Genomic DNA, 18,452 nt, shown 5'->3' with positions numbered 1-18,452 from the left:
CAGTCACTTGCCGGGAAATAGTGCTTCCTGACTGAGAATACGTGAGCGGCAAACCGAGAGAATCTCATCGGCGAGGGCGGAATCATCTGGGCAGGCACGTGACAACACCAGTGCGCCAACAAGGTGCGCAAGGGCGCTAATTCTTTCGGCACGCACGTCGTCTCCCGACCCGTTCTCGTTTTCTAATGTTGCCAGTTGATTCTCAATTCCCACTGCGAAACTTTCCTTAATTGATGCTGACTGGCGTGCTGAATCCACACCAAGCGCTGACATCACACAGCCATTTCCCATCGAATCACGATGCTTGCGAGAGAGATATTGCTCTACAAAACCCGCCATATCGACACCCACGGTATTTTCTATCGAATGTGAAAAACCGCAACTCATCGCCTCCGACATCAAATCAGCCTTGGAGCTAAAGTGTTTGTAAAATCCGCCGTGCGTTAAACCTGCGGCGGACATGAGTTCTGCTATACCCACGCCGTCATACCCCCGCTCACGAAACAGCACTGAGGCAGTCTCAACGATACGCATTCGATTTTCGCGAACCTGCTCTTTCGAAACTTTCATCGCTTTAGGGTCCTCTCTTATAAATTTATGTCATAAGTATACATTGATGATGATCGTAATCAAACTGTTTGACTTTTTAGATTACGATCATCATCATTATGTTTAGCGTTTCACAAATCACTATCAAGGGAACAAACATGACGAACCGACAATTATTCCAACCCTATAGCCTTGGGCCATTAACGCTCGCCAACCACATTGTGATGGCACCGTTGACACGCAATCGTGCAGGAAAAGGTCTGGTACCCAGCGAGCTGGCAGCAACGTATTACGCGCAGCGTGCCACAGCAGGTCTGTTGATTACTGAAGCTACGCAGATCTCCGCACAAGCACAGGGCTATCAAGATACCCCAGGGATCTACACGCCAGCGCAAATTGAAGGATGGCGTAAAGTGACTGACGCGGTTCATGCCAAAGGCGGGCATATCTTCGTACAGCTATGGCACGTAGGGCGTATATCCCATGTCGACTTACAACCTGATGGCGCAGCGCCAGTTGCCCCTTCAGCCATTCGTGCCGAGACTAAAACGTTTGTGAACAATGGATTCTCGGACGTCTCTGAGCCACGTGCGCTCGAACTGGGAGAAATAAAGCGCATTATCGACGATTTCAGGAAAGCAGCAGCCAACGCGATTGCCGCTGGATTTGATGGTGTTGAGATTCACGGTGCGAATGGCTACCTGCTGGAACAGTTCCTTAAAGACGGTGCCAATCAGCGTACGGATGAGTACGGCGGCTCTGTCGAGAATCGTGCGCGCCTGCTGTTAGAAGTCACGGCGGCCGTTAAAGAGGAGATTGGTGCAGATCGCACGGGTGTGCGCATTTCACCCGTATCCCCTGTGAATGCGATTTCTTGCAGTGATCCGCAGCCACAATATGACTACGTCGCTGATCAACTCAATGCATTAGGCATTGTATATCTCCACGTCGTTGAAGGTGCTACGGGCGGCCCGCGTGATGCATCACCGTTTAATTACGATTCTCTGCGCCGGCGCTTTAAAAATACCTATATTGGCAATAACGGCTATGACCTGACATTGGCTTCAACTCACCTCTCTGAAGGCAAAGCCGACCTGTTCGCGTTCGGTCGTCCGTTCATCTCCAACCCGGATCTAGTCGAAAGGCTGAAGACGGGCGCGTCTCTGGCCTCACTCAATCCTGAAACACTTTATGGCGGTGGCGCAGCGGGATATACCGATTACCCGTCGCTTACCGAGACCAGCAAGTAAAGCGGCAGGTGTCATGGTTCTACCTGCATCGCACATTGCGGATTCTGTTTACACATTAATTCTGTTTATACATTAATAGAGAAGATCAACTTATGACTAAAGCTTCAGTTCTCATTACAGGCGCATCAACGGGTATTGGTGCGGTTTACGCTGAACGGTTCGCCCGCCGGGGGCACGACCTGGTTCTGGTCGCCCGCGACAAAGCAAAGTTAGAGACACTTGCCGATCGTCTGCGACAGGAAAATGGCATTTCTGTCGATGTTTTGCCTGCTGACCTTACGCAAACGAGTGATTTAGCCGTGGTCGAAGCTCGCCTGCGGGAAGACGCGCAGATTGGCATTCTTATTAATAACGCGGGTATCGCGCAGTCGGGCAGCTTCACCGAGCAGACGCCTGATTCGATAGAACGCCTTATCGCGCTTAATGTCACCGCCCTGACCAGACTGGCCAGTGCCGTGGCACCACGATTTGTGCAAGCGGGTGAAGGATCGATCGTCAATATCAGCTCTGTAGTCGGCTTAGCCCCTGAATTTGCGATGACGGTTTATGGCGCAACCAAAGCCTTTGTGCTTTTCCTGTCTCAGGGAATGAATGTCGAGCTGTCATCTAAGGGCATTTATATTCAGGCGGTACTTCCTGCCGGTACTTATACGGAAATTTGGGACCGTGCAGGTATCGACATCAGTCATTCTCCAAAATTCATGGAAGTGGGCGAGTTAGTGGATGCCGCACTGATTGGCTTTGATCGCCGCGAACTCGTCACTATTCCACCTTTACATAATGCTGCACGCTGGGACACCCTCGATGCTTCGCGTCAGGTTTTGCTTTCAGACATCAAACAAGATGAAGCTGCAGAGCGATATAAAGCCCTTTAACCAATGAGTCACACTCTGCAGGACGCGAATAACAGTCTTTGGGTGTTCTGCAGAGGAGTATGCCCCAACCACTTATGAAGGTCTTATTTCAGCATGACAAATAAACGTGTAGCGCTTGTTACGGGAGCCTCGTCAGGAATTGGCGAGGCATCGGCTAATAAACTATTAGCCGCGGGGTATACGGTCTATGGCACGAGTCGACGCGGCTCTCAGGCCGGTAAGCATTCCTTTCCTTTATTGGCGCTTGATGTCACCGATGACGCGTCCGTAAAGGCCGCTATTGATGAGCTGCTGCGGCGGGAAGGCCGGATCGATATTTTGGTGAATAATGCAGGCTTTGGTATTGCGCCGGCGGCGGCAGAAGAAAGTTCGATCGAACAGGCTAAGAGCCTTTTCGACACGAATTTCCTCGGTATAGTCCGATTGGTTCGGGCGGTCGTTCCCCACATGCGCCGCCAGGGCAGTGGTCGCATCATCAACATCGGTTCGATATTGGGAACGATTCCGTTGCCGTATGTGGCACTTTATGCAGCCAGTAAACATGCGGTCAAAGGGTATTCGGGATCACTGGATCATGAACTACGGACTCAAGGCATAAGAGTGTCTGTGATCGAACCTGCGTACATAAAAACTCAGTTTGAAGTCAATAATATAGAACCAGACACGAAGCTTGATGAGTATGAAAGTATTCGGGCTAAGTTGACGAAAGTTGTTGGTAAGGCGATGGCTGAGGCGGAAAGCCCTGAGATGGTGGCGGAAGTCGTCGTTAAAGCGGCTCAGAGTTCACAGCCTAAGTTACGCTACACGGCGGGGAAATTGGCAGGTCAGTTGAATTTTTTGCTTAGATTTGCGCCCGCAAAATTCCTCGACAAAGTGGTGCGTAATAGTCTTCAGCTTGATACGACAGGATAAATAAAAAATGAATAATAAGACGATGAAAGCTTTCACGTTTAAACGTTATGGTAAGCATCCTGAATTGGGATTCGATGACGTAGATTATCCTTCGCTCAACGCCGATGAAATCTTGGTTAACGTTTACGCTGTGGGGCTAAACCCTATCGACAATATGATCCCTACCGGAATATTTAAGCCAGTTCTGCATTTTACGCTCCCTGCAACATTGGGCAGTGACCTGTCTGGTGTCGTCATCGCAGTAGGGAGCAGTGTGACTCGTTTCGCGCCAGGCGATGAAATTTTTGCCAGCATTTTCGATAGGGGAACCGGCTCTCTCGCCGAATTTGCCGTGGTGCCTGAGAGCGCTGCGGCTATGAAACCAGCAAACCTGGATTTTGTGCAGGCGGCTTCGCTCCCGATGGTGAGCCTCACATCCTGGCAGGCACTGATTGAGCGCGCCAAACTCCGGTCTGGTCAGAAGGTTTTGATCCCAGCAGGTTCGGGGGGCATTGGTACCTTTGCAATCCAACTGGCGAAACACTTTGGGGCAACGGTGGGAACGACCACGAGTACAGGCAACGTCGAATGGGTAAGTCATCTTGGCGCAGATGATGTGGTTGACTATAAAAAGCAAGACTTCGAAAACGTGCTGAGTGGCTACGATATTGTACTTGGCACTCTCAGAGGTGATGCGATTGAAAAATCTATCAACACGCTTAAGCCTGGAGGAATAATTGTTTCTCTCATCGGGCCGTTAGATGCAACGTTCGCACGGGCTCGGCGATTAAACTTTTTTCTGACTTTTGTTTTCTGGTTGATGAGCCGAAAGATTATGCGTCTTTCGAAAAAGCGGGGCACTGCCTACACATTTCATTTCGTTCGACCTGATGGTGCTCAACTGACCCAAATTGGCAAACTCCTTGAAACGGAACAGATCAAGCCAGTGGTCGACAAGGTGTTTTCTTTTGCTGAAACAAAAGATGCACTGACCTACCTTGCCCAAGGGCATGCAAAGGGAAAAGTTGTCATCAAGATGCAGGGGTAACTTCTTTCCGTTAACAACGAAGTCATCATGCTATGGATCTGAGACTCTTAAGACGTAATCAGAAGAGTTTACGTTACGGACTTTTGTGTCGTGAGAGACCTATGGTGGTCACACTATTATCGAACCAATTTGACCCCAATCAGACCACCACCTTCTCCCAATGCTGAGGGAGAATGAAATGTGTATCGGGGACACTTTTCACGTGAATATATTGAATAAAGTGATAAAAACAAAAATCCCGCTTAAGTTTCCTTAAGCGGGATTTTCTAAAATGGCTCCTCTGACTGGACTCGAACCAGTGACATACGGATTAACAGTCCGCCGTTCTACCGACTGAACTACAGAGGAATTGTGTGAACGGGGCGCATGATAACGGCGTGTGTCGCGCATGTCAAAGGCGTAAACCACAAAATCGCACTGTTCGGTGAGAGAATGTGCAATCTGCCGATATTTTTGGCAAATACCGGCATTTTATCGCGCCTTGGCATCGTTAGAGTGTATTCAGCGGCGCTTTCTGTTTATCGGAAAACGCATACAGCGGCCCTTTTCCTGACAGTGTAAATAGGGCGATCGCTGTAAAGGAAAGGGCAATGCCGCCTAAAATCAGGTAAGTGCCATGAAAACCGATGCTGTCATACATATTGCCAGCAAAGATCGACATGAAGATGATGGATACCTGTTTAAAGAAGCAGAAGCACACCAGATAAATTGTCGCGGAAAAACGGACTTCAAAGACCGTGGTAATGTATTTGAAGCAGCCGACAATCAGGAACGGCACTTCAAACATGTGCAGCGTTTTCAGTACAATCACTTCCAGCACGGAACTGGCAAAGGCAGAACCAATAATGCGCACGGACATAATCGTCCCAGCAATGAGCAGGGCGTTTTTACCACCGATACGGTTCACAATCAGCGGGGCAAAAAACATGATGCTGGCATTAAGCAATTCACCCAGCGTGGTGACGTAGCCAAATACTCGCGTTCCTTCCTGTCGGGTCTCGAAAAATGAGGTGAAGAAATTGGCAAATTGCTGATCAAACACATCATAGGTGCAAGAAACGCCGACAACATAGAGCGTCAGGAACCAGATTTTGCGTTCTTTTAGCAGTTCGGCTGCCATTTTTAGGTTGAACGGTTTCTGGTTGGAGCCTACCTGATCGGCAACGAGCGCGCTGGAAGAGGCCTCTGGTTTCGCCAGCAGCAACAGGATGGCGAGGATGATGGCACAACCGGAGCCCAGCCAGAAAACAAACTGGTTATTGATGGTAAACATAATACCGACGATAGACGCACAGAGCGCCCAGCCGAGACAGCCGAACAGACGCGCACGGCCAAATTCAAACTGGCTACGGCGGCTGACTTTCTCGATATAGGCCTCAATAGCCGGTGCACCACCGTTGTTGATGAACCCCAGATAAATCCCACCGACGATAGAACCTAAAACGATGTTGTATTTTAGTAATGGGCCGAAAACATAAATAAAGAATGGAGCAAAGAACACCAGCATAGTGGTAATAAGCCATAGCAGGTGTTTTCTCAACCCTAATTTATCGGAGAGCAAACCAAATATGGGTTGAAATAACAGGGCGAAAAAGGAAATGCAAGCGAAGATAATACCTGTGTCGCTTTTACTTATTTGGTTAATATCATGAAGCCAAATAGGAAAGAAGGGGAAGTAAGCCCCCATGATGAAGAAATAGAAAAAGAAAAACAGGCCGAATATCCAAAAATTCTTATTATGTAGGTAGTACATGTTGTTTTCTCCGATATGCATTATACCCGTTATACTTCAAGCTGCATGTGTGTTGGTTTCCCTGGTTGACTCTGCTCGTAGTGGGCTTTGTCCTAAAGGTACAACGCATCACGTTGTTCAACACGCTGACGTTTTTGTCACGCAACTCGAATTATTTAGCAACTGTCTTGAACACTATTTTTCATGAGGTAATCAGGTGAAAAGACGCATCCCATTCCTTACCCGTTTTGAGCATAGCGTTCAGAATAGTCAGAAGTTTGCGCATGCAGGCAACCAGCGCGACTTTTTTCGGTTTGCCCGCCGTCACGAGACGCGTATAAAACGCGTGAATCACCGGATTAAACCGAGTCGCGACCAACGTTGCCATATACAACACGCTACGGACGTGGGCCCTACCACCAAATATTGTCCGCTTGCCCCGCATTTTGCCAGAGTCCCGATTGAGGGGCGCGACGCCTGCCAGCGCACTAATCTCGCGGCGCGAGAGTTTTCCCAGTTCGGGTATCTCTGCCAGCAACGTAGCGGTGGTCGTGGTTCCGACGCCTTTGACGCTATTGAGTAAACCGGACAAGGCGCTGAAGTGAATCTGAACATGCCTGTTCATGTCGTGGTCTATGCGAGCCAGCTCGTGTTTCAGCGCATCAATAATCGTTTTTATGCTCTTACGAGCCTGAGGATGAGCCTGAGTAAGGCGGTTACGTTCAGCGACAAGCATGGTCACGAGTTGGCGTCGGCGAGTGACGAGAGCCGCCAGAGCCTGACGTTGAGGGTCTGGCAGCGGTTGAATAAAACGTTCGCGCTCAGGATGACGGTCGATGACCTCGGCCATCATAGCCAAGGCTTTGGCATCAATCGTGTCGGTTTTGGCGAGGTATCCCATGGCCCGCGCGAAGTCTCTGGCCTGACGTGGGTTGATAACCACGACCTCAAACCCAGCGGCTTGTAACGAACAAGCGAGTGGGGCTTCGAGGCCACCAGTAGCCTCCATGAGGATAAGGGAAACAGGATGTTTTGCCAGTTCAGCCAGAATAGCGTCAAAGCCATCGAGGTCATTCCTGGCGGAAAAGGGCGGCAATGCGGAACCGATAGCGACATCGAGGGAGGCTTTGGAAACATCAATGCCGATGTGAAGTAAATTTGGCAGACTCATTTTTACCCCTCCTTGCAAATACGAAATGAGGTCAAACAACTGTACGGGTTTCAGATGAGTGACGCGGTTCATGCGCAATGAGCTAAATAACGGGCTTAGAAACCCCAGGGTAAACCAGGCTACATGAACCGTGCCAAACCTACATTGTCAATAATACCTAAACTTCAAGATACAAGGGTATATATCCGCAGCGTTTATTTTGACGGCGGATATATACCTGCTGGGTACAACCAGGATGAAAAGAGGCGGTATACCCGCTCTCTTCCGTTGTTTTTTTAATACTGTTTTTTCATATCAATACGGCTGATGATGTTGAAGAGCGACGCGATAGTGATAATGCGTCGCCGTGAGTAAATCATCGCGATGAACGCTAGGGCTCCAAGAGTCATCGCCGCCAATTCCCATGTGGAAGCCATCCAGATTGAGCCAAACGCCTTTTTCCTTTTCTAATAAGTGGTGGTGAGTGCACGTCATTAATTGTGTTAGCCCGTAGCGGCTTAACCCAAAGTGGAAGTTTCCGGTGATGGTCCATTTGCCATACGTCAGCGTACGCGTGTTACAGCGCAGACCGTTTTCCGTTGGGAAAATGTAAGGAGTGTGCAGGTTATCCAGCGGCAGATTCCAGTGCCCATGCTGTGCCGCGAGCTGTCGGTCTGGATAATTTTCATGAGGCCCAAGCCCGACCCAACTGACCTGAGGCGCGACGTCGGCTAACTGGCAGCTCAAGCCCACTCTGGCCAGTGACGGCAGCGTCGTGGCGACATCAACATCGACATCCACGGTCATCACGCCATGTGCATCAATCTGCCAGCGCTTTTTACTCCGCAGCAGGATTTGTCGGGCATGGCGGAATATGTGCTCGGTGATAATGTGTACGGTATCGGCGAGTTGGTCAGCCTGAATCGCAACACACTGCGTCTGCAATTGATAAAGTCCGGCCGATTTCCAACGTTCGGCCCAGGCGCGTGGATCGATGCGATCGACCTCGCTGATACCGATGTCGTTATCCAGCGGTGCGCGAACAAACTGATCCTGCAAGGGGGTTAACAGCGTTGGAGTATCCGCCGTCCACCACTGTTCCAGCCAGCCGCTTTGGCGGTTAAAGCGCCAGTGCTGTTCACCCTGAATGATGTCAAAGTACGCATCGGACGATCGCAGAACAGGGGGATTCTTCTGTCCAGAACACGGTGCCTCGTGAAGATGAAGCGGTGCAGGAAGCTGCCACTGATCCCAGGCACAGCGGTGATTAGCTTCTGACCAGGCGGTGGCTTTCGGCTGTACGACTTCAACATTAAGCCAAAGCTCTCCTGCACGATCGACTATGGGAAGGGCTTCCAGCAGCGTCAGTATCTGGGTAGTCTGCGGAGCGAGCGTCAGCGGCAGCGAACCTTCTGCGAGCGTCTTATCATTTAGCGTAATGCACCAGTTCAACTGCTCATTGTCCGTATGGCGAAACAGGTATTCGCTGGTGACACGCAGCTCACACGGCGACTCAGCCTGCCAGGCGAATTGAATGTGCTGCTGTGCCCGCTGGGCTTCATACAGACTGGGATGCGGGGTGCGATCGGGAAAAAGCAGGCCGTCCAGACAGAACTGGCGATCGTTAGGCATGTCGCCAAAATCTCCGCCGTACGCCCAATAGGCATTGCCTTGTTCATCGCGGCGGGTCAGTGCCTGATCGACCCAGTCCCAGATAAATCCGCCCTGTAACCGAGGATATTGGCGGAATGCCTGCCAATAGCGGGCGAACCCTCCCAGACTGTTGCCCATCGCGTGTGCATACTCGCAGAGGATGAGGGGCCGATGCTCGTCTGGCATGCTGACCCATTTGGTGATCGACCATTTGGGGACGCAGGGGAAGGGCTGGTCTTCATCAACGCGGGCGTACATAGGGCACACAATGTCGGTTGCACGGCTATTTGCACCGCCGCCTTCGTAATGTACAGGGCGAGTCGGATCGTGGCGTTTGATCCATTGATAAAGCGCATCATGGTTTGCGCCGTAGCCGGATTCGTTCCCTAATGACCAGATAATGATGCTGGGATGGTTGCGGTCGCGCTGTACCATCCTCGATACGCGTTCGCTGTAGGCCGGCAGCCAGACGGGATCGTCCGACAGACGATTCATCGGCTGCATGCCGTGCGTCTCAATGTTCGCTTCATCCACAACATAGAGACCGTAGCGATCGCACAGCCGATACCACAGCGGATGGTTAGGATAATGTGAGCAGCGTACGGCGTTAAAATTATGCTGTTTCATCAGCATAATATCGCGCCGCATTGTGTCTTCATCCATGACCTGACCGTGTTGTGGGTGATGTTCGTGACGGTTAACGCCGCGGATCAGCAGCGGTTGACCGTTCAGCAGCAGCAGGCCGCTGCGGATTTCAACTTTTCTGAAACCGACATCATAGGCCTCCGCTTCGATCAGTTCGCCTTCCGACGTTTCCAATGCAATGACGGCACGATACAGGTGCGGCTGTTCGGCGCTCCACAGGTCGGGCTGTGGCACGTCGATGCGGAGAAAAGATTTGTCATGATAGGCACCGCGCTCATCGACAATATCGCTGCCGAACGCCTGCCGCGTACCACCGATGAGCTTATTACCACGCCAAAGCTGTGCGTGGACGCGATGGTTTTTGGCCTCAGCTTCAGAGAGTGTTGCCTTCACCTGAATATCCAGCGTGCCGTGGCGGAAATCGGCGCTGAGCGGCGTAGTGAGCTGGATATCGCTGAGGTGAATCGCTGGTTTATGCAGAAGGATGACGTCGCGAAAAATGCCGCTCATACGCCACATGTCCTGATCTTCCAGATAGCTGCCGTCAGACCAACGTAGCACCATCACCGCCAACCGATTCTCTCCGGTCGTCAGATAGCGGCCGATATCAAACTCCGCAGGTAGGCGACTATCCTGTGAATATCCCACCCAGTGACCGTTACACCAGAGATAAAATGCGGAGTTAACGCCATCAAAAATAATCCGGGTTTGTCCGCTACTGATCCAGTCGTGATTGACTTTAAAAGTGAGCGAGTAACAACCTGTAGGATTGTCTTCTGGCACATAAGGTGGGTTGACGGGAATCGGGTATTTTACGTTGGTGTAAATCGGGGTGTCATAACCCTGTAGTTGCCAATTGGCAGGCACCGGAATGGTATCTGAGTCAGGCAGATCCTGCTGTAACCAGCTTTCCGGTACGGCTTCCGGGTGGGTGAAATAACTAAATGTCCATTCACCATTCAGGCAGCGAAGCCGCTGAGAAGGCTCATCTTGCTGTGCGGCAGCCACGCTGCGCCAACTGTTGAACGGTGGGTGAGCGGGGAGCCGTTGATAGTGAGTACAGGCTGGATTTTCCCAATCACGCCGGGCAAGGATCTCTTGCAGTGTGGCGCGATGGCGTGCTGGATACGGTAAAACGGTATCGCTCATGATGGCTTGGCTCCTGAACGTCTTGAGTCTGTTTCTGTGATTGGATAGTTAATTTGTTATTCGCTCACAATTTCTGTTGCTCATAACATATCGACTCGTCAGGGCGAGTAAAGTGGAACGTGACAATAAAGTGGAAGCGATCACAAAGATCGTTTGTAAAGTGAGTGGCGATACATCGAATTTGGAAAGCGTTACGCAATAAATCAACGAGAGATGATAAATAACTTATTGTTTATAATCTTATTTTGTTAAGGTTTGGCATCGAAAGTGAAAAAGGTGCTGTTGTGTAAAGGGTTACAAATCGTGTAACGGGTTACAAACATAAGGGGTTACAAACATAAAGGATTACAGCCTTTGTAGCTGGCGTGTAATGTCCAACAGGTTTTTGGTGAGTTCTTGCAGGGAGGCATGGGTTGATGAATGTACGGCGGTGCTATGGCGTACGATCAGTTCGGTGGGTAATAGCAGTGATGTGCTCTGGGTAGGATCGCACAGCGTGGCGAGCAAACGAGTGACGCCTTCTTTACCTAATAGCCTGAAATCCTGGCGAATGGTTGTCAGTGGCGGCGTGTAATACGCGCTGTCCTGAGTATCGTCAAAGCCGATCACTGACATCTGCTCCGGTACGCGCAGGCCATACTCGTGCAGCGCACGCAGGACGCCAAGCGCCATTTGATCGTTCGCGACAACAATGGCCGAGACGCGCAGGGATTCTCCCAACAGGGCCAGCGTCTGGTGGTAACCGGATGCGGCGCTCCAGTCACCGTGTAGCACTGAAGCGGGGGTGAGCTGCTGTTTTTCCAGCTCGGCTAGCCAGCCTTCATAACGCAGACGGGCGGAGATCGACGTCATTGGTCCGGTCAACAGGGCGATGTGTTGATGCCCCAGTTGTACCAGATGCGTGATGGCTAAACGTGCGCCTTGATCGGGGTCGAACATGACGTTGAGTATGTCGGTATGCGGATCGGCATCCATAAACAGGACGGGTGTGTCGGCACAGGTCTGGCTAATGTGGGCGACGTCATCCGTGGATAGCGGAACATTCACGATAACGCCGCTGACACGCTGAGAAAGCAGGTCGTTAACGGCGTTATTGCAGGTGTTGACATCCGGGCTGCTCAGCATGGATATCACGATGTTAATCCCTAGCTGGCTGGCTGTGGTCTTAATCGCGGCGGCGATTTGTGACGGCGCGTGCAGCGAAAGATCGGTAGTGACCAGGCCCAGCGTGGTGATGGTTTTCCCTGCCAACTGCTGGGCGACGCGATTAGGCGTGTAGTTAAGCGCTGCCATCGCCTGTTCGACTTTACTGCGAGTACGGGATGAAACATGAGGCGCTTGGTTCAGCACACGGGAAACTGTCTGATAGGAAACCCCAGCGTACTCGGCGACATCATTTAGTGTTATGGGTTTCTGTTTCATTGCGGCTATTCCGTGCGTGATTATGTACTTGAAAGAGCATTATCATAACAAATCGCGCAGTGAATCCGTAATCGGTGTGCATATTCCGGTGTAATCACGCAGGCCGAAGAGAAACTGACGTTTGTCGGCTTTTTAGGTGTTTGTAAAAAGTAAAACCGGGAGCAAGCGCTCCCGGTTTGTGGTGGATAGTGAGTTATCCGATGTTTACTGCTCGGACAACACAAACATGCCGTAAGGGTGGATTTGCAGATAGTAGCTGTCGCCCGGATTCGGCTGAAGCTGGGTTGCGTTAACCTGCAACAGCATAGACTGACCATGCCAGTCCACCTGCACTTCGTACTGCGGCCCCATGTAGGCGACCTGCGTGATGGTGCAGCGCTGGCTTTCGTCACCCTGATGGCTGAGCGTAATGGCTTCCGGACGAATACCGACGACGGATTCGCTTAATCCGGCGGCAAAGCCCTGCGGACGCGGAATGAGATAGCCGTAGATATTCACACTGTCTGCCGTAAAGGTGGCAGGGAAGATATTGGCATCCCCCATAAAGCTGGCCATGAAGCGGGAAGCTGGCTGGCGATAAAGCTCCTGCGGCGCACCCAACTGCATGATTTTTCCTTTGTTCATCACCAGAACCATGTCGGATACCGCAAAGGCTTCGCTCTGATCGTGCGTAACATACAGCGAGGTGATGTTGAACTGCTGCTGAAGCTCACGGATTTTCTCACGCATGCTGCGGCGCAGGTTGGCATCAAGGTTACTCAGCGGCTCATCGAACAGCAGAACTTTAGGTTTGAGGATCAGCGCACGCGCCAGAGCGACACGCTGTTGCTGTCCACCAGAAATTTGGTCGACGTAGCGATCTTCAAATCCTTCCAGGTCGACCAGCGCCAGCGCTTCTTTTACGCGTTGATTGATTTCCGCCTTTGGGCGACCGAGCATTTTCAGCCCGTAGCCGATGTTTTCCCCCAGCGACATGTGCGGGAAGAGGGCGTAAGACTGGAACACCATGCAGATATCACGCTGTTGAATGGAGCGCTCGGTGACGTCTTCGCCATCAATGAAAATCTGGCCTTCCGTCGGCTTTTCCAGACCGGCAACGGCCCGTAGTACCGTGGTTTTACCGCAGCCAGACGGCCCCAGCAGCGTGACCATTTTTCCCTGAGGGATCGCCAGATTCAAATCATCAATGACGGTGTTGTTGCCGAAGCGTTTAGTGATGTGCTTCAGTTCGACAAAGCTTTTTTCAGTATTCAAGGTAATCACTCCGCTTAGGCATTATTCTTGGCTTTCGTTCGGGAAACCCGCGCTTCACCGACCAGATAATCGAACAGGAAAATAATGGCCAGCATGACCACAATCAGGATGGAACCGTAGGCAATTGCCATACCGTATTCACCGTCTTCCACGCGGTTAAGAATGTAAGACGTGGCGACGCGAGTATCCGGTGTAACCAGAAAGATAATGGCGCTGACGGTGGTAATGGCGCGCACGAAGCTGTATATCAGCGCAGACAAAATGGCCGGACGCAGCAGCGGGAGCAGAATATAGAACACCGTGCGCATCGAACCCGCACGCAGGCTGAGCGACGCCTCATCGAGCGATTTATCCAACTGTCCCAGTCCGGCAATACCCGCACGGATACCAACCGGCACGTTACGCATCACCATCGACATGATGACAATCACCGCGGTTCCCGTTAAGTAAACCGGCGCGCTGTTAAAGGCCAGGATGTAAGACACACCGGCAACGGTGCCCGGCACCGCAAAGCACAGCATGGTGGTGAACTCGATAGCCTTCTTGCCGTAGAACTGCTGGCGCACCACGATGTAGGCGATAAGTAGCCCGAACAGTGCCGTAATCGGTGCGGCGATACCCGCGAACAACAGCGTATCCAGCAGGGAAGGCCAGGCGCCGTCGCTAAAGCCTTGCCCGAACAGCTTGCTGAAGTTTGCCAGCGTCAGGGTGTAATCCACGCCCCAGTTCACGGTAAAGCTGCCGTAGAAAATGCTGCCGTACAGCAGGACGTTAAAGGCAATCCAGACATAAAGCAGGATGCTGACGATCCACACCAGCGAAACGGGTAGCGGCTGCACATCACCCCGAGAGGATTTACCGGAAATCGTCACGTAGGAGCGTTTACCGATCCACAGATATTGCACGCAGAATACGGCCAGTGAGAACACGAGTAGGACAACGCCGAGCGTACTGGCTGACTGGTAATCCAGCTGTGCACCGGTGATATAGAAGTAAATCTGGGTGGCGAGTACGTCGAAGTTGCCGCCCAGCACCAGTGGGTTACTGAAGTCGGCCAGCGACTGGACGATCACGATCAGGAACGAGTTGGCGAGCGCCGGTTTCAGCAAGGGCAGGAAAACTCTCTGAAAGGTTTGATAACGGTTGGCACGCAGGGTGTACGACGCTTCTTCCAGCGACGGATGAATCGTCTTCATCGCGCCTTCCAGAATCATAAATGACATTGGCGTGAAGGCGAGCACCTGCGCCAGCCAGATGCCAGTAAAACCGTACAGCCAGTTGGTGTTCGTCAGCCCGAACCAATTCACCATCAGCTCGGTCATGTAACCGGAGCGGCCCATCATCAGCGTCACGCCTAACCCGACAACAAACGGTGGCGTAACGATAGGCAGAATAGAGAAAATTCTGCCAATAATCGCGGAACGGCGGGCGATGCGCGAGGTATAGATCGCCAGCACCATACCGAAGAAAGTACAGCCGATACCGACGGCAACCGACAGCAGGAATGAGTTCCAGATCACTCGTAAGATGTGCGCCTGACCCAAAATCTGCATAAATGACAGCGGCGCGAATTCACCGCTATCGTTGGTGAACATCGGGATGAAGATGGCGATGCTGGGGTAAAGGATAAAGACGCCAATCAGCGCGATGATGCTGATGAGCGAGCCGATGACGAAGCGATCGCCACCCAGCCAGTCCAGCCTAGAGAGCGCCAGCGTAATAATCGCACTCAGCGCGACAAACAGCGCAATAGTGCCATAGCCCATTCCGCGTCCTTCAACCGTGGCACTGATGACCACGAAAAGAGCACAGAACAACGCGTAAGCCGCATCAAAACGGTGGCGGCCACGCTGTTCCCGACCGGGCGTAAGCAGTGGACGTGCCAGCAACCCTACTGGGAGCAGGAACCACAGCAGGCTGATATTCAGGCTCGACCAGCTGTAGGCCGCCAGCAGTTCATCGCGTGAGGCATCCAGCAGGCCGTAATCCAGGCTCCACGCTGGCAGCAGCAAAAATGTTGCTGCAATCAGCGCCAGCCACAGGAAAACGGGATCCCGCTTAGGCGTCGGTGAAAGAGTTAGTGTGTGTGACATATGGTTCCCTGGTGCGTGCAAGTTTTATACCCGTCATACTTCAAGTTGCCTGTGCGTTGGCTGCCCTTACTCACCCCAGTCACTTACCTGAGTAAGCTCCTGGGGATTCGCTCGGTTGTCGCCTTCACTCAACTCGAATTATTTAGGGATATTGAGTTGTTTTATGAGATTGAATCGTCACAGGTGTTGGTTGGTGAATAATATTGAGTAATGGTTAATTAGCGATGCTGAGAACACGGCGTTAAGCGAAATGTGAGCTTAACGCTGTGTTCCCGCTGTTTTTGCAATCAATAAAGGTCAATGAATCAAGGGCAATGAATCGAGATTATTGGCCCATTTTGACTTCGTTAACCCACTTGGAAATCAGCTCTTTACGCACGTCTGCTGCGCCGTATTTGTCCATGTCGTAGTTGATCAGTTTCAGATCTTGCAACTTCAGCGACAGCGGAGAGGCTTCGGCGGTGGTGTTGGTCAGAATCTGGTAGGACTGGCCTTTCTTCCAGGAGAGTTCCTGTGCTTCTTTTGACAGCGCCCAGTCAACGAACAGCTTGGCGTTATCCATATTGCGCGCGCCTTTCAGGATGCTGACGCCGCCAATTTCATAGCCGGTGCCTTCACACGGGGAGATCAGCGTCAGCGGTGCGCCTTTCTCTTTTTCCAGCGAGTAGTCATGCAGGAAGCCGATACCGATAGCGGTTTCGCCACGTGCAGCGTTACGTGCCGGGGCAATACCGGATTTGGTGTACTGCGACACGTTGGTATTCAGTTTCTTCAGGTAATCAAAGGCCTGATCCTGTCCCCAAAGCTGGGAGAAGGTTGCCAGTGCGGTATAGGCCGTACCGGAACTTTGTGGGTCAGCAATCTGAATTTCGCCTTTGTAGACCGGATTGGTCAGATCTTTCCAGCACTGTGGCACTGGCAGGTTTTTCTCTTTCAGACGATCGGTGTTGACGCCAAAACCGAGAATGCCGACGTAAACGGCAGATGAGTAGTTGCCTTTACGTTTGGCCGGATCGCGGAACTGCGGCATGATCTGATCAAGATTTTTAGACTGATAGGGTTCCAGCAGATCCATTTCACCTGCTTGAGATTGTGGGTCCAGCGTGCCGCCGTACCAGACGTCAGCCTGTGGGTTTTTCTTCTCTGCATCGACTTTCGCCAGCGTGCTGCCGGAACCGTTGCGGATAAAGGAGGTTTTAACGTCGTATTTTTCACCGAAGGCCTTGGCTTCTTCCTCGCAGAAGGCGTTCGTGGCGCTACAGTAAATGACTAGGCGACCTTCCGCCCGAGCGGTGGTGGTGGTAACGGCAGCAACGGTCAGTCCAGCGGCGATGAGGGTAGTTAAGGTACTCAGTTTCATGATGTTTTCCTTTATAGGTGTCTATCTGTTGTTATTGCTATTTTGATGTCATCAAACGTTCCCGGCGACTGACACCTGCCATCAGCAACGGCATCAGTAAGAGCCCGATGCAGGCTGAAGCCAATGCCAGCAGAGTAAAAAATCCCGACCATCCGTAGTGTTGCAGCACCTGTGCCAGCGGCCAGCCCGCCAGCGCTGCCCCCAGATAGGCAAACAACGCCAGAAAACCTGTCACCGTGCCTGCGGCATCCTTATGGCTGTATTCCGTCGCAGCCAGACCAATCAACATCTGTGGTCCAAAAACAAAAAAACCGATACTGAAGAAACAGGCCGCGAGCAGTGAATAGTGGTGAATCGGTGCCAGCCACAGCGCGGTCATGGTTAAAAACAGCCCTAATGCAAACAGCAAAATCATCGGTGCGCGTTGACCACGAAACAGCAGGTCTGAACCCCAGCCGGCAAACAGCGCCCCCATCAATCCGCCCAGTTCAAACAGCGACAGCGTGGCGTTCGCGCTGAGCAGGTTGAAACCGTGACTCTCCGACAGCCAGATGTTCCCCCAGTCATTCAGTGCGATGCGAATCAGGTACACCAGAATGTAGGAAACCCCAAGCAGCCAGATGGTACGGTTCCGCAAAATCGCATCGCGCAGAATCTGGCGCATCGGCATCGGTGGACTCTGTTGCTCCTGACGCAGCTCCAGCGAATCGCGCCGCCACTGGCCGACGCTTGGTAACCCCTGTTGCTGCGGCTTGTCACACAGCTGCCAGCACAGCCACAGACCAATCACAATGCCGATGATGCCCGGCACCAGCAGCGCCGCCTGCCATCCCCACTCGGAGGCCAGATAGCCCGCCAGCAGTGGAACCGCCGCACCGCCGATGTTGATCGACGTATTCCAACATCCCCACCAGAGGCCGCGCTCATTGCGCGAATACCAACTGCTCAGCAGTCTGGCGCAAGGCGGCCAACCCCAGCCTTGAAAGAACCCATTCAGCGCCCAGACAATCAGCAAACCCGTGAGCGACTGGCAGTACATGAACAGAATGTTCAGCACGCCAGTAATCATCAGCCCGACACCCATAAACCAGCGCACCTGACTGCGATCGCACACGATGCCGGAAATAAACTTGGATGCGCCGTAACAGAGATAAAACAGCGTCCCCAACAGACCGATATCGCCTTTGCTTAACCCTAATTCCAACTGCATCACCGGCATGACGAAGTTGATGCTTTTACGCGTCAGGTAAAACGTGGCGTACCCGATGACCATAGAAATCAGCAACCGTGGTCGCCAGTAGCGATAACGCTGGCTGATTTGTGTGGGTGAAAGCTGTCCCAGTGAGTCCTGTCCCGTAGAAAACATGGGTGCCTGCATAGG

General features: G+C 52.0%; 13 protein-coding genes and 1 tRNA gene. 4 read left to right on the top strand and 10 right to left on the bottom strand.

Annotated elements, in window-relative coordinates; all coding sequences use genetic code 11:
- Window positions 1–3: 3 nt before the first annotated feature.
- Window positions 4–570, bottom strand: a complete 567-nt coding sequence (locus tag DMB82_RS13525) for a TetR/AcrR family transcriptional regulator (RefSeq protein ID WP_116155736.1) — start codon at window positions 568–570, stop codon at window positions 4–6.
- Window positions 571–707: 137 nt separating this feature from the next.
- On the opposite strand from DMB82_RS13525, the gene DMB82_RS13520 reads away from it, so the two are divergent.
- The 4 genes from DMB82_RS13520 (at window position 708) to DMB82_RS13505 (ending at window position 4,613) form a co-directional block, all read left to right on the top strand.
- A complete protein-coding gene (locus tag DMB82_RS13520; RefSeq protein WP_102116557.1) occupies window positions 708–1,799 on the top strand; it encodes an alkene reductase in 1,092 nt (363 codons plus the stop codon).
- A 92-nt stretch (window positions 1,800–1,891) separates the two neighbouring features.
- Complete coding sequence (locus DMB82_RS13515) at window positions 1,892–2,674, top strand: SDR family NAD(P)-dependent oxidoreductase (protein ID WP_116162229.1); 783 nt, start codon at window positions 1,892–1,894, stop codon at window positions 2,672–2,674.
- Between the two features lie 93 nt (window positions 2,675–2,767).
- Entirely contained in the window at window positions 2,768–3,586 is an 819-nt protein-coding gene (locus tag DMB82_RS13510) for an oxidoreductase (RefSeq protein WP_116162231.1), read from the top strand.
- 7 nt (window positions 3,587–3,593) lie between these two features.
- Window positions 3,594–4,613: an NADP-dependent oxidoreductase gene (locus DMB82_RS13505; RefSeq protein ID WP_116162233.1), complete on the top strand. Its 1,020-nt coding sequence runs from the start codon at window positions 3,594–3,596 to the stop codon at window positions 4,611–4,613.
- 272 nt (window positions 4,614–4,885) lie between these two features.
- On the opposite strand, the gene DMB82_RS13500 is transcribed toward DMB82_RS13505, so the two are convergent.
- From DMB82_RS13500 to uhpC, 9 genes are all read right to left on the bottom strand, one after another.
- Window positions 4,886–4,961, bottom strand: a tRNA-Asn gene (locus tag DMB82_RS13500).
- Between the two features lie 142 nt (window positions 4,962–5,103).
- Window positions 5,104–6,366 (bottom strand): MFS transporter, encoded by a 1,263-nt coding sequence (locus DMB82_RS13495; RefSeq protein ID WP_102118987.1) that lies wholly within the window; start codon window positions 6,364–6,366, stop codon window positions 5,104–5,106.
- 181 nt (window positions 6,367–6,547) lie between these two features.
- Entirely contained in the window at window positions 6,548–7,516 is a 969-nt protein-coding gene (locus DMB82_RS13490; RefSeq protein WP_102119603.1) for an IS110 family RNA-guided transposase, read from the bottom strand.
- A gap of 294 nt (window positions 7,517–7,810) precedes the next feature.
- On the bottom strand, window positions 7,811–10,942 hold the full coding sequence (locus DMB82_RS13485) for a beta-galactosidase (RefSeq protein WP_116162354.1): 3,132 nt from the start codon (window positions 10,940–10,942) through the stop codon (window positions 7,811–7,813).
- Between the two features lie 345 nt (window positions 10,943–11,287).
- A complete protein-coding gene (locus DMB82_RS13480) occupies window positions 11,288–12,364 on the bottom strand; it encodes a LacI family DNA-binding transcriptional regulator (protein ID WP_116162356.1) in 1,077 nt (358 codons plus the stop codon).
- 204 nt (window positions 12,365–12,568) lie between these two features.
- Window positions 12,569–13,627 carry a ferric ABC transporter ATP-binding protein gene (fbpC, locus tag DMB82_RS13475; protein ID WP_039473674.1) on the bottom strand — a complete coding sequence of 353 codons (1,059 nt, stop codon included), beginning with the start codon at window positions 13,625–13,627 and terminating at the stop codon, window positions 12,569–12,571.
- A 5-nt stretch (window positions 13,628–13,632) separates the two neighbouring features.
- Window positions 13,633–15,711: an ABC transporter permease gene (locus tag DMB82_RS13470; protein ID WP_116162358.1), complete on the bottom strand. Its 2,079-nt coding sequence runs from the start codon at window positions 15,709–15,711 to the stop codon at window positions 13,633–13,635.
- 325 nt (window positions 15,712–16,036) lie between these two features.
- On the bottom strand, window positions 16,037–17,071 hold the full coding sequence (locus DMB82_RS13465) for an ABC transporter substrate-binding protein (protein ID WP_039492791.1): 1,035 nt from the start codon (window positions 17,069–17,071) through the stop codon (window positions 16,037–16,039).
- A 37-nt stretch (window positions 17,072–17,108) separates the two neighbouring features.
- Complete coding sequence (gene uhpC / locus DMB82_RS13460; RefSeq protein ID WP_116162360.1) at window positions 17,109–18,449, bottom strand: MFS transporter family glucose-6-phosphate receptor UhpC; 1,341 nt, start codon at window positions 18,447–18,449, stop codon at window positions 17,109–17,111.
- Window positions 18,450–18,452 lie beyond the last annotated feature (3 nt).

The organism is Pectobacterium aquaticum (genome assembly GCF_003382565.3).
GTDB classification, from domain to species: Bacteria; Pseudomonadota; Gammaproteobacteria; order Enterobacterales; family Enterobacteriaceae; genus Pectobacterium; species Pectobacterium aquaticum.
The sequence above is the reverse complement of the archived record's forward strand: the minus strand, read 5'-3'. Positions and strand labels throughout refer to the sequence as shown.